The organism is Paractinoplanes abujensis, from assembly GCF_014204895.1.
Lineage (GTDB): Bacteria > Actinomycetota > Actinomycetes > Mycobacteriales > Micromonosporaceae > Actinoplanes > Actinoplanes abujensis.
In genome coordinates this window covers 3,398,338-3,420,797 of the sequence record NZ_JACHMF010000001.1, presented here as the reverse complement: position 1 = coordinate 3,420,797, position 22,460 = coordinate 3,398,338, and the positions used below count along the sequence as shown (strand labels likewise).

The 22,460-nt window shown below is 72.6% G+C and carries 21 protein-coding genes; 12 read left to right on the top strand and 9 right to left on the bottom strand.

The features are described from left to right. The first annotated feature begins 62 nt into the window (after window positions 1-62). Entirely contained in the window at window positions 63-1,460 is a 1,398-nt protein-coding gene (locus BKA14_RS15410; RefSeq protein ID WP_239093239.1) for an alpha/beta hydrolase family protein, read from the top strand. A gap of 74 nt (window positions 1,461-1,534) precedes the next feature. On the opposite strand, the gene BKA14_RS15405 is transcribed toward BKA14_RS15410, so the two are convergent. After that, on the bottom strand, window positions 1,535-1,747 hold the full coding sequence (locus BKA14_RS15405; protein WP_221477271.1) for a hypothetical protein: 213 nt from the start codon (window positions 1,745-1,747) through the stop codon (window positions 1,535-1,537). Between the two features lie 289 nt (window positions 1,748-2,036). On the opposite strand from BKA14_RS15405, the gene BKA14_RS15400 reads away from it, so the two are divergent. The 5 genes from BKA14_RS15400 (at window position 2,037) to mraY (ending at window position 4,863) form a co-directional block, all read left to right on the top strand. After that, window positions 2,037-2,183, top strand: a complete 147-nt coding sequence (locus tag BKA14_RS15400) for a hypothetical protein (RefSeq protein WP_203722544.1) — start codon at window positions 2,037-2,039, stop codon at window positions 2,181-2,183. 61 nt (window positions 2,184-2,244) lie between these two features. Then, entirely contained in the window at window positions 2,245-2,766 is a 522-nt protein-coding gene (locus BKA14_RS15395; RefSeq protein ID WP_184951617.1) for a SigE family RNA polymerase sigma factor, read from the top strand. After that, window positions 2,763-3,476, top strand: coding sequence for a hypothetical protein (locus BKA14_RS15390; protein ID WP_184951616.1), 714 nt, complete (start codon window positions 2,763-2,765; stop codon window positions 3,474-3,476). Before BKA14_RS15395 ends, BKA14_RS15390 begins: the two co-directional genes overlap by 4 nt. A 49-nt stretch (window positions 3,477-3,525) precedes the next feature. Continuing rightward, window positions 3,526-3,663 carry a hypothetical protein gene (locus tag BKA14_RS15385; protein WP_184951615.1) on the top strand — a complete coding sequence of 46 codons (138 nt, stop codon included), beginning with the start codon at window positions 3,526-3,528 and terminating at the stop codon, window positions 3,661-3,663. Window positions 3,664-3,759: 96 nt separating this feature from the next. After that, a complete protein-coding gene (gene mraY, locus BKA14_RS15380) occupies window positions 3,760-4,863 on the top strand; it encodes a phospho-N-acetylmuramoyl-pentapeptide-transferase (protein ID WP_184951614.1) in 1,104 nt (367 codons plus the stop codon). A 132-nt stretch (window positions 4,864-4,995) separates the two neighbouring features. Here the strand turns inward: mraY and BKA14_RS15375 are convergent, their stop codons facing one another. The 5 genes from BKA14_RS15375 to BKA14_RS15355 form a co-directional block, all read right to left on the bottom strand. Next, window positions 4,996-6,033 (bottom strand): HAMP domain-containing sensor histidine kinase, encoded by a 1,038-nt coding sequence (locus BKA14_RS15375; protein ID WP_184951613.1) that lies wholly within the window; start codon window positions 6,031-6,033, stop codon window positions 4,996-4,998. After that, window positions 6,033-6,695, bottom strand: coding sequence for a response regulator transcription factor (locus BKA14_RS15370; RefSeq protein ID WP_184956768.1), 663 nt, complete (start codon window positions 6,693-6,695; stop codon window positions 6,033-6,035). The genes BKA14_RS15375 and BKA14_RS15370 overlap by 1 nt, the downstream gene beginning before the upstream one ends. 50 nt (window positions 6,696-6,745) lie before the next feature. Next, window positions 6,746-7,936, bottom strand: a complete 1,191-nt coding sequence (locus BKA14_RS15365) for a mannosyltransferase family protein (protein ID WP_184951612.1) — start codon at window positions 7,934-7,936, stop codon at window positions 6,746-6,748. Then, the gene (locus BKA14_RS15360; RefSeq protein ID WP_239093241.1) at window positions 7,933-8,910 is read right to left on the bottom strand and encodes a glycosyltransferase family 2 protein; all 978 of its coding nucleotides are present in this window, start codon (window positions 8,908-8,910) and stop codon (window positions 7,933-7,935) included. Before BKA14_RS15360 ends, BKA14_RS15365 begins: the two co-directional genes overlap by 4 nt. A 69-nt stretch (window positions 8,911-8,979) precedes the next feature. Further along, window positions 8,980-9,498 carry a peptidase M23 gene (locus tag BKA14_RS15355; RefSeq protein ID WP_184951611.1) on the bottom strand — a complete coding sequence of 173 codons (519 nt, stop codon included), beginning with the start codon at window positions 9,496-9,498 and terminating at the stop codon, window positions 8,980-8,982. A gap of 235 nt (window positions 9,499-9,733) precedes the next feature. Between BKA14_RS15355 and BKA14_RS15350 the strand changes: the two genes are divergently transcribed. The 4 genes from BKA14_RS15350 (at window position 9,734) to BKA14_RS15335 (ending at window position 17,686) form a co-directional block, all read left to right on the top strand. Next, window positions 9,734-12,730, top strand: a complete 2,997-nt coding sequence (locus BKA14_RS15350; protein WP_184951610.1) for an AfsR/SARP family transcriptional regulator — start codon at window positions 9,734-9,736, stop codon at window positions 12,728-12,730. Between the two features lie 41 nt (window positions 12,731-12,771). Further along, window positions 12,772-14,196: a sugar porter family MFS transporter gene (locus BKA14_RS15345; RefSeq protein ID WP_203722546.1), complete on the top strand. Its 1,425-nt coding sequence runs from the start codon at window positions 12,772-12,774 to the stop codon at window positions 14,194-14,196. Window positions 14,197-14,279: 83 nt separating this feature from the next. Beyond that, entirely contained in the window at window positions 14,280-15,959 is a 1,680-nt protein-coding gene (locus BKA14_RS15340) for an ABC transporter ATP-binding protein (RefSeq protein WP_184951609.1), read from the top strand. Continuing rightward, window positions 15,956-17,686, top strand: a complete 1,731-nt coding sequence (locus tag BKA14_RS15335) for an ABC transporter ATP-binding protein (protein ID WP_184951608.1) — start codon at window positions 15,956-15,958, stop codon at window positions 17,684-17,686. Before BKA14_RS15340 ends, BKA14_RS15335 begins: the two co-directional genes overlap by 4 nt. 378 nt (window positions 17,687-18,064) lie before the next feature. Here the strand turns inward: BKA14_RS15335 and BKA14_RS15330 are convergent, their stop codons facing one another. Both BKA14_RS15330 and BKA14_RS15325 read right to left on the bottom strand, forming a co-directional pair. After that, window positions 18,065-18,268 (bottom strand): hypothetical protein, encoded by a 204-nt coding sequence (locus BKA14_RS15330; protein WP_184951607.1) that lies wholly within the window; start codon window positions 18,266-18,268, stop codon window positions 18,065-18,067. Between the two features lie 127 nt (window positions 18,269-18,395). Continuing rightward, complete coding sequence (locus tag BKA14_RS15325) at window positions 18,396-19,382, bottom strand: aldo/keto reductase (RefSeq protein ID WP_184951606.1); 987 nt, start codon at window positions 19,380-19,382, stop codon at window positions 18,396-18,398. A 179-nt stretch (window positions 19,383-19,561) separates the two neighbouring features. Between BKA14_RS15325 and BKA14_RS15320 the strand changes: the two genes are divergently transcribed. Next, window positions 19,562-20,392 carry a hypothetical protein gene (locus BKA14_RS15320; RefSeq protein ID WP_184951605.1) on the top strand — a complete coding sequence of 277 codons (831 nt, stop codon included), beginning with the start codon at window positions 19,562-19,564 and terminating at the stop codon, window positions 20,390-20,392. A 1-nt stretch (window position 20,393) separates the two neighbouring features. On the opposite strand, the gene BKA14_RS15315 is transcribed toward BKA14_RS15320, so the two are convergent. After that, a complete protein-coding gene (locus tag BKA14_RS15315; RefSeq protein WP_184951604.1) occupies window positions 20,394-21,335 on the bottom strand; it encodes a helix-turn-helix transcriptional regulator in 942 nt (313 codons plus the stop codon). 62 nt (window positions 21,336-21,397) lie between these two features. Between BKA14_RS15315 and BKA14_RS15310 the strand changes: the two genes are divergently transcribed. Then, window positions 21,398-22,456: an aldo/keto reductase gene (locus tag BKA14_RS15310; protein ID WP_184951603.1), complete on the top strand. Its 1,059-nt coding sequence runs from the start codon at window positions 21,398-21,400 to the stop codon at window positions 22,454-22,456. Window positions 22,457-22,460 lie beyond the last annotated feature (4 nt).

Below are 22,460 nucleotides of genomic sequence, written 5' to 3'. Positions count from 1 at the left end.
CGGGCCTGCGCTCTTGACATCGATCGATGCCGGGCCTCTTATGGTTACCTGGAGGTAACATCATGATCCGGTGCCGCGCCGCCGTCGTCGCTCTAGCTCTGCTCGTGTCGATCCTCGCCGCTCCCGCTGCCTCGGCGGCCGCCGCACCGGCCTGTGCCACGCCCGCCCCCAGCACCACCCAGCCCGGCTATCTCGTCGCCGATCCGGCCTGCAACCTCGACGGGACGCCGTTCGTGGCCCTGCCCGGCGCGCAAGTGCACACCGGCATCACCGGCGGCGCCGCCTATCGCATCGAGGTGCCGGCACAGTGGAACGGCAGCCTGGTCGTCTACGCCCACGGTTACCGCGGCACCGGCACCACCGTCTACGTCGACAATCCGGCGCTGCGCGCGCACTACGTGGCCCGGGGTTACGCGTGGGCCGCCTCCAGCTACGCCACCAACGGTTACGACGTCGGCCAGGGTGTGCGCGACTCGGTCGCCCTGATCGACGTCTTCGGCCGCGTCACCGGCACCAAGGCACGCTCGGTGATCATGTCGGGCGCGTCGATGGGCGGGCACGTCACCGCGGTCGCGATCGAGGAACATCCGCGGCTGTTCGCCGGCGCGATGCCGTACTGCGGGGTCCTCGGCGACACGGCCCTCTACGACTACTTCCTCGACGCCAACGTCACCGCGGCCGCCCTGACCGACGTCAAAATCGAGTTCCCCCGTACGCCGGACGCCTCCTACCAGCAACGCTGGCGCGACCAGGTGGGTCGCATCGTCCCCGCCCTGGGCCTGCCGACCGGCTCCACAACCGCCGGCCGCACCTGGTCCGCGGTGCTGGAACGACGCAGCGGCGGCGAACGCCCCGGCTTCGACAGCGCGTTCACCTACTGGAACGCCGCCCCGTCGCTGCCCCCGCTGGCCGACCTGCCGTTCCTCTTCGGCCTCTACCCGGGCTTGCAGGGCGGCACGGCCGGGATCGCCCCCGGCAACGTCACCGACAACCGCCACACGCTCTACCGCAGCACCGACCGACTGTGGCCCGCAACGGCCGAGTGGCGCCTCAACCGCGACGTCCTCCGGGTGCGCCGCACCGCCACGGCCGACCCCGGCCTTTCCGGCATCCCCCGAGTCGACGGCAAACCCTCGATCCCGGTGCTGTCCCTGCACGACATCGGCGACCTGTTCGTACCGTTCTCGATGGAACAGAAATACGCCACCGAAGCCGCCCGCAACGGCCGTTCCCGCTTGTTCGTCTCCCGAGCCATCCGCGGCGTCGGCCACTGCGACTTCACGGCCCCCGAACTGACCGAAGCCTTCGACGACCTCACCACCTGGCTCCGCACGGGCCACCGCCCCACCGGCGACGCCATCCTCAACCCCCGCGCCGTGGCCGACCCCGCCTTCGGCTGCCGCTTCACCCGAGGTACCCGCAGCACCTTCGTCGCCCCGGCCTGCCCATCCACACCCTGACGCCACCCTCGTATTTGATCGTCAGCGGCGGTGAAGCCGCACCGAAGAGAGCGCGCCACCGGGACCGGCAGAAGTCAACCCGACTCCACTTCCCGGTAGCGAGCGTCCCGCCACCACGCGGTCAGCCGAGCGGCGATCGGCGCAGTTTCCACGAGTCCGGGTGACAGGCCGAAGTGATCGGTGATCTCGTCGTCCAGAAAACCGGCGACGTCGCTGGTGCCCGCCTCGGCGGCCAGCATCGTCAGCAGGGGCTCGATCATGCAGTCGTACTCGTCGGTATTGCTCACGGGATCGAAGACGCCGATGAAATCCCACTCGTTGAGTAAGGCTCTGAGTTCATTCGCTCGGTCAGCCACTACCTCAGGGTCACACGTCCGTGCAGGGCCCGAGACGCCGCCGCGCCTACTCGGTGCGCTCGTTCAGGCGCGCCGGACCGGATGGGAAGCCAGGCGCGCCGGACCGGATGGGAGCCAGGCGGGCCGGACCGGATGGGGAGCCGGGCGTACCAGTCAGGTTCAGTCACGCGGCTAGCATCCTCGGGTAGCCGACGACGCTTGGCCGAAGCGGGCGTCGAAGGTGCCCACTGACGTCACCGAGGACGTCGTTCGCGAGGTCGCACTGCCGGCCGGGCTGGTCGACAACAAGGTGTGCGCGATCGGCGGGGTCTGGTCGGGCCTGCGGCTGGTCATCCGCCGCGAGCACCGTGACCGGTCCCGTCGATGAGCGTGCAACCAAAACCGGTGGTTGCTCGTCTTGGTGCTCATGAAACGAAGAAAGGCCGCCCATGGCCCGCGGTGACGACGACTTCATCGCGTTCGCGCAGGCGAGTTCCGCGCGGCTGCAAAGGGCGGCGTATCTGCTCACCGGTGACCGGCATCAGGCCGAGGAGGCGGCGCAGGCCACCCTCGTCCGGGTTTACGCCGCCTGGGGGCGGGTTCGCCGCAAAGACCCTTACGCGTACGCCCGTACGGTGCTCACCAACCTGGTGACCGACCAGTGGCGCCGGCCGATGCGGGAGTACGCGACCGAGGTCATGCCGGAGCAGCCGGCCACGCAGGACGTTGCCGATGTCGTGTCGAAACGGCGCTGGCTGATCGGTGTGTTGCAGGGGTTGTCGCCGCGGGAACGGGCGGTGATCGTGCTGCGGCATTTCTTCGACGCCAGCGAGGCCGAGGTGGCCCGCGAACTGGGCCTGTCCGCGGGCACGGTGAAGAGCCTCAATTCGCGTGCCCTGGCGAAGCTGCGCATCACGGCCGGCCTGGTGCCGCCGCTACGTACCGAGACGGAAGCAGGGGTAGGACTGTGACGCAGCTGGAAGAACTGAAGGACGCCATGCATTCGCCGCCCGGCTTCGAGCCCGTGCCCGTGGATCTGCAGCAGGTGATGACCGCCGGGGGCCGCCTGCGGCGCCGGCGCCGGGTCGTCGTCGGTGGCGCGTCCGCGCTGACGGTGGCGGCCCTGCTGATCGGTGGCCACCAGATGGCCGGTCTGGGCGGCTCGATCCCGGTGGCCGGCCCGTCGATACCGGTGCCGTCCGCCCTCAACTCCTCGGCTCCGGGTGTGCTGGGCACCGTTGTCGAGACGGGCCGGCAGGCCGAGGGCCGGCGCTGGATCCTGTACGTCGAGACGGCCGACCCGAATAATCTGGACGAAACACTCACGTTGATTCTGGGGCGCACCAAGACGGGCACCATCGACGACTTCACCGCCGAGGTCGTGGGCCGCGACCAGGGCGCCGGTCGGATGGCGCCGGGCTTCCACGCCGTGCAGGCCGGACGCTTGGTCAACGGCCGTACGACCCCGACTTTCGGCTACTACGTCGGCGACGCCACCAGGATCACCGCCCGTGACGAGTCCACCGGCCGTACGGTCGAGGCGAAGCGGGTCCCGTGGAGCGGTTTCGAGCCCCCGGACAAGGCCCAGATCTTCTGGTTCGACTTCACCCAGGGGCAGCGCCCAGCCGTTCTGACCGACCTGCGAGCGTACGACGCCGACGGCACACCCAGGCACTATTGAGTACGGCGGCTCACGCGGGCGGGGGCGGTCCGCTCATAGGTTGACGGGCATGACTTCCGACATCGAGCTCGAACGTCCCGTCCGGCCCGCTGACATGCGTCGCCACCGTGGTCTGCACAACCGGCGCGGCCGCTTCGGCACCGTCGTCGAGGCGCTCGTCCAGGCGATCAACGCGTTCTTCGTCTGAGCCCGCGGGCGAGATCTGAGCCCGCGGGCGGGCCGCTCGCCGCCGGATGGCAAGCTCATGTCCCGTGACCGAGGATTTCGCACCGGACCGTCGCTCGTGAGGGCGGTCATCGTCGCGGCCGCGGTCGCGTTCATCGTCTCCCTGTTCACCACGCCGATAGCGATCCGCGTCTTCACCGCGCTCAAGGCGGGCCAGCCCATCCGGTCGATCGGGCCGGCCACCCACCTGACCAAGACGGGCACCCCCACGATGGGTGGCGTCGCGTTCATCCTGGCCACGGTGATCGCGTACGTGGCCGGGCACATCGCGCTGACCACCCTGCCCGAACGGCAGATCGCGCAGGAGGGGCCGACCATGACGGCCCTCGTGCTGCTCGGGCTGTTCGTCTTCTGCGGTGTGGTCGGCTTCCTGGACGACTTCCTCAAGGTGCGCCGGCGCAACTCCGACGGGCTGTCGGCCAAGGGCAAGCTGCTCGGCCAGGCGATCGTCGGCGGCGGGTTCGGGGTGGCCGCGCTCTACATGGCCAGCACGAACGGCCAGACCGTGGCCAGCGAGAACATCTCGCTGATCCGCGACATCAGCTGGCTCGACGTCGGCAAGGTGGGCTCGGTGATGATGTTCGTCTTCGTCATCACGGCGATGTCGAACGGGGTGAACCTCACCGACGGCCTCGACGGGCTGGCCACCGGCGCGTCGGTGCTGGTGCTGGGGGCGTACGCGCTGATCGGTTTCTGGCAGTACCGGCACTGGTGCGCCGACGACGGGTACGCCCGCGCGGACATCTACTGCTATCAGGTCCGCGACCCGCTGGAGATCGCCATGATCGCGGCCGCGGCGGCCGCCGCCTGCCTGGGCTTCCTGTGGTGGAACACGTCGCCGGCGCGGATCTTCATGGGTGACGTGGGTTCGCTGGCGCTGGGCGGCCTGATCGGCGGGCTCGCGGTGGCCACCCGCACCACGCTGCTGGCGATCCTGATCGGCGGGCTGTTCGTGCTGATCACGGTGACCTGGGTGATCCAGATCGTGTCGTTCCGCACCACCGGGCGGCGTGTGTTCCGGATGGTGCCGCTGCATCACCACTTCGAGCTGGCCGGGTGGAGCGAGGTCAACATCGTGGTCCGGTTCTGGATCGTGGCCGGCATCTGCGTGGCCGTCGGCCTGGGCCTGTTCTACTCCGACTTCCTGGCCGCCATGGGGTAGGCCGGGCGGGCCGGCGGGACGCAGGCAGCCATGGGGTCGGCCGGGGTGGGCCGGAGCCGGACGGCGAGCCGCAGGCCGCCACGGGTTTGGCCGGGCAGGCCGGCGTGGCGCAGGGCGTCAGCAGGGGTGGGGTCAGGCGGCGCGGGGCAGGTGGACGACGACGCGCAGGCCGCCGCCCTCGGCCGGGGTCGCGGTGATCGTGCCGCCGTGGGCCTGCACGATCGAGCGGGCGATGGCCAGGCCGAGCCCGCTGCCGCCGCTGTGGTCGATCCGGTCGGTGGCCAGCCGGGTGAACGGCTCGAACAGCCGGCCCACCTCCTCGGCCGGCACCACCGGGCCGGTGTTCGCCACGACCAGGGCGGCGCCGACGGTCACGGTCACCGTGCCGCCCGGCCGGTTGTATTTGATCGCGTTGTGGACCAGGTTGCGGAGCAGGCGTTCCAGCAGCACCCCGTCGCCTTCGATCCCGTACGGGGTCAGCTCGGTCTTGATCTTGACGTCGGCGTCAGCGGCCGCCCCCGCGTGCGCTTCCGTGACGGCGGCAGCGATGCGGTCCAGGGCTTGCGGGGTGCGCGTGGCCAGCCCTTGGTCGGCCTGGCTGAGCACCAGCAGGCCCTCGATGAGGCGCTCGTTGCGGGCGTTGGTCTCCAGCAACTGGCTGGCCAGCAGGGCCGACTGTTCCGGAGTGAGCGGCTCGGCCATGCCCACCTCGATCAGCGTGCGCTGCAGGGCGAGCGGGGTGCGCAGTTCGTGCGAGGCGTTGGCCGCGAACGTACGTTGCCCCTCGTAGCCCGCGGCGATGCCGTTCATCATCGTGTCGAGCGCCCGGCCCAGCCGTTTGAGCTCGTCGCGGCCGCGTCCGGGGCGGATCCGGTGGCCGAGGTTCTGCGGGCCGATCTGCTCGATGAGCGGCAGCATCCGGCGTACGGGCACCAGCACCCACCAGATCAGCAACGGCACGAGCAGGAGAGTCACCCCGAGCACGATGCCCCACTGCACGACGTTGTCGATCGGGATCTTGCGGCTGATCCGGCACTCCATGCCGTCGATGTCCTCGTAGCAGGGATACCAGGTCGGCAGCAGCGGCAGCTTGTACCAGAGGAACTGGGCGACGAAGACCCACGTGACCGTGACCGCCGTGGCCACGACCAGGCGGGCCCGCAGCCCCATCAGGGCAGCCCGAGGCGGTATCCGGCCCGCGGCACGGTCTGCACGACCTGCGGTTCGCCCAGTTTGCGGCGCAGCGTGGACACGGTCACCCGCACGACGTTGCTGAACGGGTCGGTGTGCTCGTCCCAGACCTGTTCCAGCAGGTCCTCGGTGGTCACCGCCTGCCCCTGGGCGCGCATCAGCGCGTGCAGGACGCCGAACTCCTTGTTGGTGAGGTCCAGTGACCGCCCGTCCCGGCTCGCCGTACGGGTCGCCACGTCGAGCACGACCCCTTCGCGCTCGAGCACCGGCGGCAGGGCCGGGGCCGTCCGGCGGGCCAGCGCCTGCACCCGGGCCACCAGCTCGGCGAAGGCGAACGGCTTGGTCAGGTAGTCGTCGGCGCCCAGCCCGAGACCCTCCACCCGGTCGTAGACGCCGCAGGCCGCGGTGAGCAGCAGCACCCGGGTCGCGAGGCGGTGCTCGGCGATCCAGCGGCACACGTCGTCGCCGGTGCCGTCGGGCATGTCCCGGTCCAGCACCGCCACGTCGTACCGATTGACCTGGATCTTCTCGAGTGCCTGGCCGCCGGTGTAGGCCACGTCGACCGCCATGGTCGCCCGCCGCAGACCGACGGCGACCGTGTCGGCCAGCAGCCGCTCGTCGTCCGCCACCAGAACTCGCACGCGGGCCATGCTGCCATGATCGGGATAAGGCGGCGATAAAGACGCGGTTTTCACGCGACGAGGAACGTGCCGGCCATGAAGACCACCAGCAGCGCCGCGTGCAGGGCGGTCCCGACGACCAGGACCGTACGGTCGAGGGTCCGGTTGGCGCCCATCCGGGCCAGCACCAGGAAGATCGCCACCGCCTCCATCGCGTAGCGCGCCGCCGACTGCATCGCCCGCCCGCCGACCTCGGTCGACATCAGCATGACAAGGGTGATCGCGCCCTGCACGACCAGGTAGCGCTGGTCCCGCCGGAAGGTGAACGGGCCCTTCACGCACAGGATCAGCAGCACCACCGCGATCAGGATCGTGCTCGCGTCCAGGAGCGCTCCAAGGGTGTCCTTGTGCAGCGGCCCGTGCCCGAAGATCTGCGTCAGCGAGGTCAGCCACGCCCCGCCGGGAACCGTGTACCGCCGGCCCCACTCGTCCTGGGCGATGCTGAACTGCAGCGGGTTGCCCAGCTCGATCAGGCAGTAAAGGCTGTATGCCAGCACTCCCAGCGGCACCAGGGCCAGCGCCGCCACGTCCCGGCGGGGTCGCCAGCCGGCCTGGCGCACGTATTCGACGGCCAGCGGCAGGATCAGCAGCAGGCCGAACAGCCGGGTGGCCGACGAGAACGCGCCCAGCGTGCCCGCCACCCACCAGTGCCCGCGCCGCGCGGCGTAGAGCGCGCCCACCATCAGCAGCAGGAAGAGCGACTCGTTGTAGCCGATGAACAGGAAGAACCCCATCGGGAAGACGGCCAGGTACCAGGCCGCGCGCTGGGCCACCCGCGGCCCGAACTCGTGGTCGGCCAGCCGGTAAAGCACGGCCAGGGCGCCGAACGCGGCCGCGTTGGCCACCACGAGGGCACTGACCATCCCGCCGCCCGGCAGCACCGGGTCGAACACGTGGATGAGCAGCGGGTACAGCGGGAAGAAGGCCGGGTAGCCGGCGGTGAGGCCGGCGTAGCCGCTCTCGGCGATCCGCACGTAGTGCTGGGCGTCCCAGTTGTTCCACCCGAGGAACGCCGACCACAGGCCGGGGGCGGGCCCGGTGCCCTGGTAGGTCAGCCACGCGAACGCACCGACCAGCAGATGGAAGACAGCGGTGGCCGACCACACCGCCGCGGCCGCGAGCCAGGCCGACCGCCACGGACGGTGAACCCCGGCCTCGACCCGGAGGTCCAGATCCGGCTCGGCGAAGGCTGTCGCGGTCACGACGACACTCCGGCCGGGCGCCGGGTGCCGGTCACCGCGGAGTCGTACGTGACCACGTACGCGGGACGGCCCTGGACCGAGGTGAAGATGCGGGCCACGTACTCGCCGAGCAGGCCCAGGCAGAGCAGCTGCAGCGCGCCCAGGAAGACCAGCGCCACGAACATCGACGTCCAGCCGGGCACCACGCTGCCCCACAGGTAGGCGCCGAGCACGGCCGCGGCCATCGCGAAGCACAGGACGATGCCCGCGCAGCCCAGCCAGGTCGCGACCCGCAGCGGGGCCGCCGAGAAACCGGTGATGCTGTCCAGGGCCAGCCGCACCATCTTGGCCAGCGGATACTTGGAGCGGCCGGCCGCGCGCGGGGCCCGGGCGTACGGCACCTCGCCGCCGGGCAGGCCCAGCCACGGCACCAGCAGGCGATAGACCGGCAACTGCTCCGGCAGCTCGGTCAGGGCGTCCACGGCGGTGCGGCTGAGCAGGCGGAAATCGCCGGCGTTGTGCGGCACCTCGGCCCCGACCACCCGCCGGATGAGCCGGTAGTACCACCCGGCCGTCCAGCGCTTGAACGGGCTGTCGGTGCTCCGGTCGGTGCGCACGCCGTGCACCACGTCGAGCTGCTCGCGCTCGGCCAGCGCCAGCATGTCCGCGATGACCTCGGGCGGGTCCTGCAGGTCGACGTCGATGCTGACCACGTAACGGCCGCGGGCCCGGTGCAGCCCGGCGGTGAGCGCGTTCTGGTGGCCGGCGTTGCGCCGCAGCCGGACGACCCGCAGCTGCGGCCAGGTCTGGCGCATCCGTGCGAGCACCGCCGGGGTGGCGTCGCGGCTGCCGTCGTCGACGGTGAGCACCTCGTACGACACGTCGAGGCCGTCGAGCACGGGCCGCATCCGCCCGGCGAACAGCGGCAGCACGTCTTCCTCGTTGAAGACCGGCACTACTACCGACAGTTGCGGTGTTCCCTCGTAAGACTTCACCCGAAAAACGATGCTCAGACGGCGATAAGGCCCAGATAAAGCCGGACCGGGTGGCACGAAACCGGGAGCTTACGTCGCCTTGCTGCAGGGCGCCTGATCACTGAGCGTGCCGACCAGGCGGGTGGCCGCCGGGACGTGCTTCTGATACGCCTCCGGGAAGGCCGAGATCTGCACGGCCTGGGCGGCCTCGGTGACCCGCATCTTCTGCCAGCCGTCGACCCGCAGCAGCTTGTCGTAGAACTTGTTCGTCTGATAGGCGGGGTCGGACAGTTGCTTCGGCGTGCCCCACCCCTGGCTGGGCCGCTGCTGGAAGAGGCCGATCGAGTCGCGGTCACCGCCGGGGAGGTTGCGCAGGCGCGACTCCTGAATGGCCGTGGCCACGGCGATCACCTGCGCCGCGCCGGGCACCCGGCGGTCCTGGCCGACCGTGACGATCAGGCGGGCGTTGGCCACCTGTTCCTTGTTCCACCCCTTCGGCGCCGCCGCCGCGACCGGGGTGGCCGGGGTGCAGTCGGCGTCCGCCTTGAGCATCGGACTGAGGACGAAGCCGGCCACTACGGCCACGGCAACCACGAACAACGCGCGCACGACGAGGGGGACCTTCCGGGGTGGGGGACCGGCGAAGGCTATCGGCAGTGGTGCTTGTCGATTGATCCGATCGCCCCTCGACGGAACGGCCGGGCACAACGGGATGGACGGCCGATGCGCGGGCGGAGAGGAGTGATCTTTATCGCTGTGCGGGCGCCTCGGGGAGTGTCACGGCGATGGCATCGACATACGTTTTTATCTTTGCGGGGAACGACTGCGGCGACAGGGGACGGTTTTGAGGTTCAGGATCCTCGGCGGTTTCGAGGTCGAGGACGGCGGACAGGTGCTCGTGCCGCCGGGCAAACCCCGGCTGCTGCTGGCCGTGCTGCTGAGCCGCCTCAACGAACCCGTCCCGGTGCCCGAACTGGTCGACGCCGTCTGGGGTGAGCATCCACCGGCGTCCGCAGTGGAGAATCTGCGCAACTACGTGCATCAGCTGCGCCGCATCCTCGGGCGCGACGCCGTGCTCCGCCAGGGAGTCACGTACCGCCTGGTGGCCGAGCCGTCGACGGTGGACGCGGGGGAGTTCGAGGCCGGGATCGCCGCCGCCGAGGAGGCCGCCGCGCGGGGTGACCTCGCCGTGGCCAGAGACCTTTTCCGTACGGCGTCGGCTCGCTGGAGGGGCCGGCCGTTCGGCGCGCTGGCCGACGAGCCCGCCCTGGCCACGTACGTGTTGCGTCTCTCCGAGCGGCGGCTGGCCGCGCTGGAGCGCCGTTTCGACATCGAGCTCGAGCTGGGTGACGGGGCCGCCACCGTGGTCGAGCTGACCGTCCTGACCAGCGAGAACCCGTACCGGGAACGCCTGCACGGCCAGCTCATGCGGGCGCTGAGCGGGTCCGGGCGCAAGGCCGACGCGCTCAAGGTCTTCCGCGATCTGCGCGAGAAGCTGGTGACCGGCCTCGGCATCGAACCCGGCGCCGAGCTCACCGACCTGCAGCACGCGATCCTGCGCGACCAGCCCGCCGACCCGGCCCGCCCGCCGGCCGAGCTGCCGCCCGCGGCGGCCTACTTCACCGGCCGGTCGGCCGAGCTCAAACGCCTGGACGAGCTGGTGTCCGCGGTCGAGCGGCCCGCGCTGCCCGTCGTCGCCGTGGTCGGCCCGCCCGGCGTCGGCAAGACCGCGCTGGTGGTGCAGTGGGCGCACGACGCCGCGGCGAGCTTCCCCGACGGGGCGCTCTTCATCGACCTGCACGGCTTTCACCGGCAGCGGCCGATGCCCGCGGCCGAGGCGGTCGGGCACCTGCTGATCTCGCTCGGCGTCGAGGCCCGCGCGGTGCCGGCCCGCCACGAGGACGCGGTCAAGCTCTACCGCTCGATGGTCGCGGGGCGGCGCATCCTGGTCGTGCTGGACAACGCGCGCTCCGCCGAACAGGTGCGCGATCTGCTGCCCGGCAGCCCGTCCGCGGTGGCCGTGGTGACCAGCCGCAACCGGCTGACCGGCCTGGTCGCCGGGCACGGGGCGCGCTCGATGACGGTGCCGCCGCTGCCTGCCGCGGACGCCGTGCATCTGCTGGGCCGGTTCCTCGACGACACCCGGGTCGCCGAGCAGCCCGCCGCCGCGGCCGGTCTGGTCGAGGCGTGCGACGGGCTGCCGCTCGCGGTGTGCATCGCCGCCGCCAACCTCGCCGAGGACGCGCACCGCGACATCGCGAGCCACCTGTCCGAGCTGCGGCTCGACCGGTTCGCGGCGCTGGCCGTGGACGGCGAGCGCGACCTGCGGGTGGCGGCCACCTTCGACCTGTCGTACGAGAGCCTGGCCGAGGCGGAGCAGCGCACGTTCCGGGTCCTGGGCGTGCTGCCCAGCCACGACTTCACCCCGGAGTCGGTCGCGGCCGCCACCGGCTGCCCGGTCGGGGAGGCCCGGGACCGGCTGCGGCGCCTGGCCCGCGCCCACCTGGTCGAGCCGCGCGGCGCCGACCGGTACGCGCCGCACGACCTGCTGCGCGAATACGCCCGGGGACGGGCCGGCGCCGCCGAGGCCGAGCGGGCCGGCGCCGGGCTGTACGCGTACTACCTGCGCCGGTGCGACAGCGCGGCCCGCGCGATGTGGCCGCAGATGATCCGCCTGCCCTACCCGGCGGACCAGCCCCGAGACGCCGAGCCGGCCCCGGTGGCCGAGGCCGTGGCGTGGCTCAACGCCGAGCTGGCCAACCTGGTCGCGGTGGCCCTGCAACCCGGCGCCGGACCCCTGGCCGACCTGCTGCGCGGCTGGTTCTGGGGCCGCGGCTTCGGCGAGCAGTGGCACGCGGTGGCCACCGCCGCGGCGGCCGCCGACGACCTGCCGGGCCGGACGATGGCGGCGCTCAGCCTCGGCAACTACTACCAGCGCCGGCACGACGCGCCCGCCGCCCAGATCCAGTACGAGCAGACGTTGCGCCTGAGCCGGGAGGCGGGCTGGCCCGAGGCCGAAGCCGTGGCCGAGAGCGCGATCGGGTCGCTGGCCTTCCTGCGGGGCGAGTTCGAGAAGGCCGTCGAGCACATCGAACGCAGCCTCGACGTCACCCGCCGCACCGGTGGCGCGCCCGCCGGGGACGCGTTCAACATGCTGGCCGGTGCCCACTTCACCCTGGGCCGGCTCGCCGCGGCCCACGACTACCTGCGGCGGGCCCTCGCCCTGGCCGAGCAGAGCGGCGCCCGTACGGCGGTGGCCCTGACCCGCGGCAACCTGGCGCTCGTGCTGAGCCAGCAGGGCGCCACCGACGAGGCCGTGGCCGAGGCCACCGAGGCGCTGCGCCTGGCCCGCGAGCTCGACGAACCGTTGCTGGAGACCGTGGCCCGGGTGTCCCTGGCCACCGCCACGAGCGACCCGCAGCAGTCCCGGCGGCACGCCGAACAGGCGGCCGAGGTGAGCTCGGCGGCGGGCGACGCCGGCGGCGAGGGCCAGGCCCGCAACGCGCTGGCCCCGGCCTACCTGGCGCTGGGCCGCACCCGGGACGCGATCACCCAGTACGAGGCGGCGGTGCGGCTGGCCGCGCAGGCCTCCGACGTCTACGTTGAGATCGACGCCACGACGGGCCTGGCCGCCGCCCACCTGTCCCGGGGCGATCTGGCCCCGGCCACCGCGGCCGCCGAACAGGCGGTGGAACGGGCCCGCGCGGGCGGTTACCGGGTGCTGCTGGCCCGCGCCCTGACCGTGCTGTCGGCGATTTACCGGCGCCGGGACCGCCCAGCCGAGGCGGCATCGGCCCGGCAGGAGGCCGAACGGCTGCGCGAGGAGACCGGCGGCCGCTGAACCGGCGCATAGGCGTCGATCATTGGGGTACCCGCCTGTCCATGGTGGGTAGAACAAGTCACGGCGACGCGGGGACGCGCCAGGCGGCCGGCAGCGATCGGCTCACCGGCTCGGTGGTCGCGGTCGCCCTCGTCTCGGCCGTCTCGGGCCTGCTGTACGGGTACGACACCGGCATCATCTCCGGCGCCCTGCTGCAGATCGGCGAGGACTTCGACATCGGTCACGGATGGGAACAGGTGATCGCCGCCTCGATCCTCGTGGGCGCGGTCATCGGCGCCCTCACCTGCAGCCGGCTGGCCGAACGACGCGGCCGGCACGGCACCCTGCTGCTCATCGGCATCGTCTTCGTCGTCGGGTCGCTGGCGGCCTCGCTCTCGCCCGATCCGATCACGCTGTCGCTCAGCCGCCTCGTGCTGGGCTTCGCGGTCGGCGGGGCGACGCAGACCGCCCCGGTGTACGTGGCCGAGCTCGCGCCGACCGCCTACCGCGGGCGCCTGGTGCTCTTCTTCCAGATCGCGATCGGGGTCGGCATCGTCATCGCGACAGTCGTGGGCGCCGCCGAGATCATCGACTGGCGGGTGGCGATCGGCATGGCCGCCGTGCCCGCCGCGATCATGTTCGCCCTGATGCTCAGACTGCCGGAGAGCCCGCGCTGGCTCGCCCGGGAGGGTCACCTCGACCGGGCCCGGCAGGCCCTGGAGCGGGTGCGTCCGCACGGCAGCGACCTGTCCGGCGAGATGCGCGAGATCGAGGACAACGCGCAGGCCGAGAAGCGTGCGGGCACCCGCGGCTGGGCCGGGCTCAAGGCGGCCTGGGTGCGGCCGGCGCTCGTGGTCGGCTGCGGGCTCGCGGTCTTCACGCAGTTGTCCGGCATCGAGATGATCGTCTACTACACGCCCACCATCCTGACCGACAACGGCTTCTCCGACTCCACCGCGCTGCGGGTCTCCGTCGCGCTCGGCCTGACCTACCTGATCGCGCAGCTCATCGGCCTGTCGATCATCGACCGGGTCGGGCGCCGCCGGCTCACCCTGCTGACGTTGCCGTGCGCCGCGGTCGCGCTCATCGTGCTCGGCTCGTTCTTCGTCACCGGCCACGACGGCAAGTCGATGATCCCGTGGATCGTCGCCACCCTGATCGCCTTCATGGCCTTCACCGCCGGCGGGATCCAGCTGATGGGCTGGCTGACCGGTTCCGAGATCTACCCGCTGGCCACCCGGGCGGCGGGCGCCGCGGCGCAGTCGGCGTCGTTGTGGGGAACCAACGTGCTCATCACCCTGACGCTGCTGAGCACCATGAAGGCCATCGGCACGGGCCAGACGTTCTGGATGTACGCGGCCTTCAACATCATCGCGTTCGTCTTCCTGTACCGGAAGATGCCCGAGCTGACCGGCCGCAGCCTGGAGGAGATCGAGCACCGGCTCGAAGAGGGCAAGTTCTCGCCCCGGGAGTTCGCGAGCTGGTAGGTGGCGGGCGTCACCGGCGCGGGCGTGGCGGGACGTAGCCTATTAGGCTGCCCTTACTTGATCTTTGGGTGAGGAGTCCCGCGGTGTCCCGCACGAGAAAGCCCGGTACCGCGATCCTGCGCCGGGCGGTCGCCCGCAACGGCCGGCGGCTCTGGGCCGGGACCGTGCTGGCCGGCGTCTACCAGCTCTGCGCGGCCCTCGTGCCGGTGCTCATCGGCGTGATCGTCGACCGGGCCGTCGACACCGGGGACGTGGCCGCGCTGCTGCTCTGGACCGGGGTGCTGGCCGCGACGTACCTGGTGCTGACGGTGACCTACCGCTTCGGCGCGCGGAACCTGCAGCGGGCGATCGCCCGGGAAGGGCACCTGCTGCGGGTCGAGGTGGCCGCGAAGATCCTGCACCCGCGCGGGCTGCGAACCGACCGGCGGCCCGGTGACCTGCTCACCGTCTCCACCACCGACGCCGAGTACACCTCGTACGTCCTCGACCACATCCCGCGCGTGACCAGCGCGCTCGTCGCGGTGGCGGTCAGCGCGGTCACACTGCTGGTCATCTCGTGGCCGCTCGGGCTGATCGTGCTGGTCGCCACGCCGGTCGTGCTGGGCGTCCTGCACCGGACCGCCCCGCTGGTCGCCCGGCGCGTCGCCGACCAGCAGGAACAGGCGGGCAAGGCCACCTCGCTGGCCACCGACCTGGTCACCGGGCTGCGTCCCTTGCGCGGCATCGGGGCCCAGGACGCGGCGGCCGAACGCTACCGGGTGGTCAGCCGGCGGTCGCTGGCGGCCACCCTGCGCTCGTCGCGCACCCAGAACGCGTACCAGGGCGCCTCGACGACGCTGAGCACGCTGCTGGCGGGCGGGATCGCCATCGTGGCCGGGTGGTTCGCGCTGACCGGCCGAATCACGATCGGGCAGTTCATCACCGTCATCGGCTCGGCCCAGTTCCTCATCGAGCCGTTCGGCACGCTGGCCATCGTGCCGAGCTGGTACGCCACGGCGCGGGCCTCGGCCGACCGGGTGGCGGGGGTCCTGCAGTCCCCGCTGGTGCTGCCGGCCGGCGACGCCACCCCTTCCTCCGGCGCCGACCTGCGGCTGGCGGGCGTCGAGCACGGTCCGCTGCGGGGCCTCGACCTCCACGTACGGCCGGGGGAGTTCGTCGGTGTCGTCGCGCACCGGCCCGCCGACGCCGAGGCGCTGGTGCGGCTCCTGGCCGTCCCCGACGCGTACGAGGGAACGCTTTTGCTCTCGGGTGAGCCGCTGGAAACCGTCGAACGCGGCCTGGCCCGGCGGCTGCTGCACGTCGAACCGCACCGGACGGACCTGTTCACCGGCACCCTGGCCGGCAACATCGACCTGCGCGCGGACGGCGGCGACCACCTCCCGCGGGCGCTCCGGGCCGCCGCCGCCGACCAGGTGGGCGACCCCGGCAGCCCGGTGACCGAACGCGGCACCAACCTCTCCGGCGGTCAGCGCCAGCGGATCGCGCTGGCCCGGGCCCTGCTGGCCCGCCCGCCGCTGCTGGTGCTGCACCACCCGACAAGCGCGGTCGACGCCGTCACCGAGCAGGCCATCGCGGGCGGCCTCCGGGCGCTGCGGCACGACGACCGGACCCCGTACGCCACCGTCGTCATCACCAGCAGCCCGGCCCTGCTGGCCGCGGCCGACCGGGTCGTCGTGATCGACGGCGGCGCGGTCACCGCCGAAGGCCGGCACGCCGACCTGAGCGCGAACGACGAGGCCTACCGCCGGGCGGTGCTGCGATGACCCCGGCCCTGCCGATCGCCGGCACCCGCGCGACCCGGGCCTGGCTCGGCGCCGAACTCGGGCGGCGCAGGACGGAAAGCGCGATCACCCTCGCCGCGGGCCTGCTCGCCGCGGCCGCCTCCGTCATCCCCGCCTACGCCCTGGGGCTGCTGGTCGACCGCATCCGCGCCGGCAGCGAACCGGGCGCGATCCTCGGCGTCGCCATCACCATCGTGGCCGCCGCCGTCGCGGGCGGGGCCGCGACCGGGGTGGCCGGGCATCTGATCAGCCGGCTCGGTTCCCGCATCCTGGCCGACCTGCGCGAACAGACCGTGGCCACCGCGCTCCACCTGCCCGCGCGGGTGCTCGACCGGGCCGGTCGCGGTGACCTGCTGTCCCGGGCCGGCGCCGACATCGCGGCGATCGGCCGGGCCGTGTCGGAGTTCCTGCCCGGCATGATCTCGGCGCTGCTGCTCACCGTGCTCAGCCTGATCGCGATGGCCGGGCTCGACTGGCGGCTCGGCCTGGCCGGCGCGCTGGCGGTGCCGCTCTACGTGATCGGCTTGCGCTGGTATCTGCCGCGCGCCGCCCCGTCCTACGCCGCCGAACGGGTGGCCATCGCCGAACGCTCCCAGCTGTTCGTCGAAGGCATGCAAGGGCTGCCCACCGTGCACGCCTACCGCCTCGAGGACCGCCACCAGGCCGACATCGAAGCCGCGTCGGCCCGGGCCCGCGACATCTCCATGAGCGTGTTCGCCTTCTACACCCGGTTCGTGGGGCGGATCAACCGGGCCGAACTGGCCGGGCTGGCCGCGGTGCTGGTCACCGGCTTCCTTCTCGTACGGGCGGGGCAGGTCACCGTGGGTGAGGTGTCAGCCGCCGCCCTGCTGTTCCACCGGCTCTTCAACCCGATCGCGCTGCTGATGGCCACCTTCGACCGCGCGCAGGACGCCGGGGCCAGCCTGGCCCGCCTGGTCGGGGTGCTGGGCATGCCGGTCGAACGCCGCGACCCCGGCGCGTCACCGCCGGACCGGGACCTGGCGCTGGACGACGTCACCTTCGGCTACGACGGCGGCCCGCCCGTGCTCCACGCAGTGACGCTGCGCGTCGCCGCGGGGGAGCGGGTCGCGCTGGTCGGCTCCACCGGCGCGGGCAAAACCACCGCCGCCTCGCTGGCCGCGGGCATCCTGCGGCCCGACCGCGGACGGGCCACCGTGGGCGGGGTCGCCGTGACCGACCTGCCCGCGAGCACCGTCGCCATCGTCAGCCAGGAGACCCACGTCTTCGCCGGCCCGCTCGCCGACGACCTGCGCCTGGCCCGTCCGCAGGCCACCGACGACGAAATCAGCGCGGCACTGGCCCGCGTCGGGGCGCTGAGCTGGGCGCGGGACCTGCCCGCGGGCCTCGGCACGGTCGTCGGCGACGGTGGTCACGCCCTGACCGCGGCCCAGGCCCAGCAACTGGCCCTGGCCCGCGTGGTGCTGCTCGACCCGCCGGTCGTGATCCTCGACGAGGCCACAGCCGAGGCGGGCAGCTCGGGCGCCCGCGACCTGGAACAGGCGGCCGCCGCGGCCCTGGAGGGACGCACCGCGCTGGTGGTCGCGCACCGCCTCACCCAGGCCGCCGCGGCCGACCGCGTCGTCGTCATGGACCACGGCACGATCGTCGAAACCGGAACCCACGCCGACCTCGTCGCGGCGGGCGGCAGCTACGCCCGCCTGTGGGCCGCCTGGTCGGCCCGGAACTGAACACGCCCTGCAGCAGAAGCACGGACCCAGCAGCACCGTCACCAGGAGACAGAACACCGCGAATCCGGCAAGCCCTCGCAGCGTGCCCACCACCGCACGCGGGTCCTGCTGGGCCAGCCCGAACGCGGCCACCACGCTGGTCGCGCCCCGGGAACGGGGCCAGGACGCCGGTCACCACCGGCCCCGCGGCCGCCGCGACACCGGTGACCGTCAGCACCAGCACGGCGGTAGCCACGGCCCGGGCCGGCAGATCCCACCACGGCGCCGCCCCCGGACGGCCGGACGCCTCGCCGACCGCGCTCTCCACGACAGGCGCCGCACCCGCCCGGACGGTCGCGCCCGCGTTCTTCGCGATCGGCTCCGTGCCCGCCGGGGCGATCACGCTCGCGTCTTCTGCCACGGGCTTCGTCCCGGCGGGGCGACCACACTCGCGTCCTCCGCGACGGGCTTCGTGCCCGCCGCGACGGTTGCGCTCTCGTCGAGGGCCGCCAGCGGCGACTGCCGCCCCAGGCGCACGAGCACCAGCGGCAGCGCCCAACCGGCGGGCAGCACCACCCGGGTCAGCAGCAGGTCGGCGAGCACCGTCGCCGTCCACGAGACGGCCAGCGCGAACGGCCACCGCCCGCCGCGCCTGTCCTGATCGCGGCGGTCTCGCGGCTGGGCCGGATCGCGGCGGTCTCGCGGCGTCCACGGGCCCGGCCGGAGTGCCTCAGCGGTTGGTCAGGGCCTCCGTCTGCGGGGCGTAGCGGCCGCCCCGGATGGCGACCCGGGCCGTGGCGGCGTCGATCTCGGCCAGGTCGTCGGCGGTCAGCGTGACGTCGGCGGCGCCGAGGTTTTCGCGCAGGCGTTCCGGGCGGCGGGTGCCGGGGATGGGCACGATCCACGGCTCGCGGGCCAGCAGCCAGGCCAGGGCGATCTGGGCGCGGGTGGCGTTCTTGCCGGCCGCGATGACCCCGAGCAGCTCGACCAGCTCCTGGTTGGCCTGGCGGGCCTCGGCCTCGAACCGGGGGATGGTGCCGCGGATGTCACCGGGGGTGAACGCGGTGTCGGCGGTGATGGCCCCGGTCAGGAAGCCCCGGCCGAGCGGGCTGAACGGCACCAGGCCGATGCCGAGTTCCGCGCAGAGCGGGATGATCTCGGCCTCTGGACGTTTCCACCACAGCGAGTACTCGTTCTGCAGCGCGGTGACCGGTTGCACGGCGTGGGCCCGGCGCACGGTGGCGGCGGCGGCCTCGGACATGCCGAAGTGTTTGACCTTGCCCGCCTCGATGAGCTCCTTGACGGCCCCGGCCACCTCCTCGATCGGCACGTCGGGGTCGACCCGGTGTTGGTAGAACAGGTCGATCCGGTCGGTGCGCAGCCGCCGCAGGGAGGCTTCGGCGACCTGTCCGATGTGCTCGGGGCGGCTCGAGAGCCCGGTCTGCTTGCCGTCGGCGTCGAACGCGAAGCCGAACTTCGTGGCGATGACGACCTCGTCCCGTACGGGTTGAAGGGCCTCTCCGACCAGCTCCTCGTTGACGAACGGCCCGTAGACCTCGGCCGTGTCGAAGAACGTGACGCCGAGCTCGACGGCGTCGCGGAGCAGGGCGATGTTGGCCTCGCGGCCGGGGCCGGGGCCGTAGCCATCGCTCATCCCCATCGCGCCGAAGCCGATCGCCGACACTTCCAGGCCGTTACCGAGGGTGCGCTTCTGCATGCGGCAACCGTAGTCCGGCTGCGACCGCCCTGGGGGTTCGGTCATGACCAGGTTGGCCTCCCGGTACGGCGCACCGTTGGTCTATCGGCTCACGTTTGGTGTCTGTACGCTGACTCGCCGGACAGCCGTGCGACCCGACGAGGTGATCCGTGGCAGCACACCGCGAGGATCCGCCTCTCTTGCCGGGTGGGCCCTTTCGCGAGCCGGACGGCACCCGCCGGGCCCGCCTGACGCTGGGGATCGCCGTCGCCGTCAGCATCGTGCTGCTCGGGGCGACCGCGTTGTTCGTCCTCTTCGCCGATCGCCCCGCCGAGGAAGCCCCGCCGCCGGTGGCCTTACCCACGCCGTGGGATCCGCCGCTGTCGCCGGAGGCCGAGCCGCCGTCGTCACCGCCACCGACACCGCCACCTTCGCCCTCGCTCACCACGACGTCACCGCCGCGCGGGGTGCCCAGCCCGCCGAAACCGGTCACGCCGGTCCTCCACCTGCACCAGGCGGCAGTTCCCTCCGTCGTCGATCTGTCCGCGCACGGCCGGCGCGACTGGGTCCACTGGGGACTGACGGGCCCGGAGGCGGTCAACCGGCGTGCGGGCGGCACCGGCGAGATCAGGGACCTCGGTGTCACCGGTGTCCGCAGCCGCTACGACAACAACCCGCAGAGCTTCAGCTGGACCGGCGGCGCACCGACCGCGGCGGCACGGCCGTCACCCACGGGCCTGTACGTCTGCCAGGCGAACGGAAGCTTCGACGTCTCCGTGACCGCCGGCCCGGCCACCCGTACGCTGCGCCTCTACGCCGGGTTGTGGATGGCCCGTGGCAAACTGACGGCGACGCTGGCCGGGCGCACCGCGTCGGCCGAGCTGGAGAACCGGCAGACCAACGGCACGGCGGTGTTCGTGATCCGGTTCCGTGCCCCGGCCGGTGAGGTGCTGCGCGTCACGTGGGCCAACGTTCAGCCGTTCCACCCGACCTGCGGCAACGTCGACATCCAGGCGGCCGCGCTGAGCTGAGTCAGCCCGCGACTCTCCGGAACCGTTCGGCCAGGCGGGCGAACGCGTCGGTCAGCTCGGGCGGGCCGACCACCTCGATGTCGGCGTCGAACCGGGCGACGGCGGCGGCGAGCGCGGGCCACGACCAGGAACCGGCGGTGAGCCGGCACCGGCCCGGCCCGGCCTCCTCCACGATGCCGTCCCGGCTGTACCGGGCCACGGTGGCGGCGGGCAGGTCGAGGAGCACCGTGCCCTGACAGGGCCAGCTGCCGTCGCCGGAGCCGCGGAACTTCCCGATCACGTACGTCGCCACGTCGCCTCCGGGCAGTTCGCGCGGGACGAAGCGGGGGCCGTTGGGGGTCCGTACGGTGATCCGGTCGGCCCGGAAGGTGCGCCAGCCGGCCCGGTCGAGGTCCCACGCGATCAGATACCAGCGGCTGTCCCACGTGACGACGTGGTGCGGTTCGGCCCGGCGCGGGTTGTCGCCGTCGTAGTAGAAACGCAGCACTTCGCGGGCGTGCACGGCCGCGCTGAGGGCGAGCAGCACGTCGCTGTCGACCGGGGCCGCGGGCCGGGTGGCGGGCCGTTCCACGGCGGTGACCCGTACGGCCTCGATGCGGCGGCGCAGCCGGGCCGGCATGACCTGCCGGACGGTGTGCAATGCCCGCGCCGCGGCCTCGTCGCCCGAACCGCTCGCGGCCACTTGCAGGGCCACGGTGAGCGCGACGGCCTGCTCGTCGTCGAACAGCAGCGGCGGCAGCTCGGTGCCGGCGCTGAGCCGGTAACCACCGTCGGGACCCTTGACCGCGGCGATCGGATAACCGAGTTCCCGCAGCCGATCGACGTCCCGGCGGACCGTGCGCAGGCTGATGTCGAGCCGCTCGGCCAGCAGCGTTCCCGGCCAGTCCCGGCGCGCCTGCAACAACGACAGCAGGGCCAGGAGCCGGGCAGAGGTCTTCGGCATGCCCCGATTCTGCCCGAGGTAGGTGCCACTTCCTGTCACCTACCTCCGGCAGGGTCGGTCCCATGTTCACCCGACCCCTCGGCCGCACCGGCATCCAGGTCAGTCCCTACAGCCTGGGGACGATGATGTTCGGCCCGTACGGCAACGCCGACCCCGACGACTGCGTGCGGATCATCCACCGGGCCCTCGACGCCGGCATCAACGTCATCGACACCGCCGACGTCTACGGCGGCGACGGCGCAACCGAACGCATCGTCGGCCAAGCCCTGCGCGGCCGCCGCGACGACGTCGTGCTCGCCACCAAGTTCAACGGCCCGATGGGCCCCGGCCCCAACCAGCGCGGCAGTTCCCGGCGTTACATCGTCACCGCGCTCGAGGCCTCGCTGCGGCGTCTCGGCGTCGACCACATCGACCTCTACCAGATGCACCACCCCGACCCGGGCACCGACATCGAGGAGACGCTGGACGCCCTGAACGACCTGATCCGGGCGGGCAAGGTGCGCGCGATCGGGCACTCCAGCCTGCCCGCGCCCGAGATCGTCGAGGCCCAAGGGGTGTCGGAACGCCGCGGCCTGGCCCGCTTCCGCACCGAACAGCCGCCCTACTCGATCCTGAACCGCGGCATCGAACGCGACGTGCTGCCGGTCTGCGCCCGCTACGGCCTGGGCACGCTGGTCTGGAGCCCGCTGGCCATGGGCCTGCTCACCGGCCGTACGGGAAAGGTCTCGGCGGCCCGCCTGCACTGGGTGCCCCGGCACATGACCGACCAGGCCAAACACGACGCCGTGGACCGGCTCCGCCCGATCGCCGCCCGGGCCGGCCTGTCGCTGACCCACATGGCCCTGGCCTTCGCCGTCACCCACCCCGCGGTCACGTCGGCCGTCATCGGCCCCCGCACCATGGCCCACCTCGACGACCTGCTGGCCGGCGCGGCCATCACCCTCACCGACGACATCCTCGACGAGATCGACGAGGTCGTCCCGCCCGGCGTCGACGTGGGCCCGCTCGACGTGGCCTACGTGCCTCCCGCGCTGACCCGTCCCGACCTGCGGCGCCGCCGGCCGGACGAGCGGGCGGCGGCCGAGGAGGGCGCGACCGGTGTCACGCCCCCGGCCGGCTAGGGGA

Bases quoted from the DNA above. Each gene is read 5' to 3' on its own strand.
- BKA14_RS15335 (WP_184951608.1), top strand. From the start codon at position 15,956: ATGACCCCGGCCCTGCCGATCGCCGGCACCCGCGCGACCCGGGCCTGG.
- BKA14_RS15325 (WP_184951606.1), bottom strand. From the start codon at position 19,382: ATGCAGAAGCGCACCCTCGGTAACGGCCTGGAAGTGTCGGCGATCGGC.
- BKA14_RS15385 (WP_184951615.1), top strand. From the start codon at position 3,526: ATGACTTCCGACATCGAGCTCGAACGTCCCGTCCGGCCCGCTGACATG.
- BKA14_RS15395 (WP_184951617.1), top strand. From the start codon at position 2,245: ATGGCCCGCGGTGACGACGACTTCATCGCGTTCGCGCAGGCGAGTTCC.
- BKA14_RS15315 (WP_184951604.1), bottom strand. From the start codon at position 21,335: ATGCCGAAGACCTCTGCCCGGCTCCTGGCCCTGCTGTCGTTGTTGCAG.
- BKA14_RS15375 (WP_184951613.1), bottom strand. From the start codon at position 6,033: ATGGGGCTGCGGGCCCGCCTGGTCGTGGCCACGGCGGTCACGGTCACG.
- BKA14_RS15410 (WP_239093239.1), top strand. From the start codon at position 63: ATGATCCGGTGCCGCGCCGCCGTCGTCGCTCTAGCTCTGCTCGTGTCG.
- BKA14_RS15345 (WP_203722546.1), top strand. From the start codon at position 12,772: ATGGTGGGTAGAACAAGTCACGGCGACGCGGGGACGCGCCAGGCGGCC.
- BKA14_RS15310 (WP_184951603.1), top strand. From the start codon at position 21,398: ATGTTCACCCGACCCCTCGGCCGCACCGGCATCCAGGTCAGTCCCTAC.